The following is a 1,351-nucleotide window of genomic DNA, read 5'->3' as shown; positions in this document are numbered from 1 at the left end:
CATCAGCCCAGCTCGAAGGTCGTGACGCCGAACACACGTTCGTGCGCGATCGCCGGAGGAGGGCCGAGGTACATGCGTGCGCAGCCGAAAACCTCGATCATGCCCTGTTGGTGCACGAGCGCCATCGCGGCGGGGTTATTCTCCGGAACATCGAGAAACAGCGGGCCACCCTCGGCAAATTCCGCCAGGCGCGCGTAGAGGGCATTGGCTGCCAGGGCGTCATCGGCGAACAAGGGGCCGATCTTGTAGCCTTCCCGGCTGCGCCTTACTACGCCATAGCCGCTTAGCCCGCCCTCGCGCCGGCAACCCACGGCGAGTGCATCGGCTTGGGTTATCCACCCGCTCAGGAAGGTTGCGCGCGTGGCGGGGAAGCAGGTGCGGTCGTAATCGACAACCTGATCGAACGGGAAGGTGGCCAACGGAACGATATCCTGGCCGTCTACCTGCGAGGTCGCCGGGCGTTCGGTGATCCTGGCACGAAAACGCATGTTGCGATGGGAGAAGACGAAACCACCCTTGGCGTAGTAGTCCTGCATCGCGAAGACGCCGTCCATGCCGATGCTCGCACCTGGGTGCAGGCGGGCGAGGAGTCGCTCGCGGCGTGCGTGCCAGAGGGTATTGCCCAGACCTTGACCGCGATATTCAGGCCGGACGATGAAAAAACCCATGAAACCGAATTCGCCATTGTAGGAGGTGATCGCACCGCCGCCGATCAATTCGCCGCCCTGGTACGCCGCGATGAAGGCGGCAGGGTCCGTAGCCCAGAACAGCTCGGCATCGTGAAGGCCGGGATTCCAACCCTCACGGGCAGCCCAATCGACGAGCTCGTCCAGCTCGGGACGGGTCATGTTGCGTATGACCAGCTGATTCGACACCGCGAAGTACTCCTCAGTCGCTAAGCGAGCGTGTGGTCCATCCCCACTCTGAACCCTTTCGGTATAGCTTCAACCCGAGTATTGATCCAGGTCGTCACGTCACCTGCAGAACATGTTCGTCGCCATTGGACTGTCCTCAGCGCGAGGCCTGATTGCTGTCAGCGAGGGTGGAACATGCACCTGCAAGAGCCGGGCCTGCCCGCGATGCAGACGACGCGACGTATCAGACAGAACGCGGCGCAGCTTTCGCGGGCAAGTGGAATGCTGCCCGGCCCTTCCTGGCGTGATTCCTCGTGCTAGATGAAACCACCTACTTGAATGCCTTGAGCAAGCGTGGTTCACCGCTCCTGAAGAACCTCGATTTAGGTTGACTGACTTCCTCAGGGCGTGAAGCTGCCGGTGGGAACCGGCAGAAACCGGCTAGTAACGCAAGCGCGGGAAGTTGCATTGCATTTGAGTATCTACGGACTAACCTC

General features: G+C 61.4%; 1 protein-coding gene. It reads right to left on the bottom strand.

The genetic code is table 11. The features are described 5' to 3' along the window. Positions 1–2: 2 nt before the first annotated feature. A complete protein-coding gene (locus ACXRVY_RS29395; protein ID WP_457266194.1) occupies positions 3–875 on the bottom strand; it encodes a GNAT family N-acetyltransferase in 873 nt (290 codons plus the stop codon). Between the last annotated feature and the right edge of the window lie 476 nt (positions 876–1,351).

This window comes from Pseudomonas sp. P5_A2_2 (assembly GCF_054177685.1).
The sequence above is the reverse complement of the archived record's forward strand: the minus strand, read 5'-3'. Positions and strand labels throughout refer to the sequence as shown.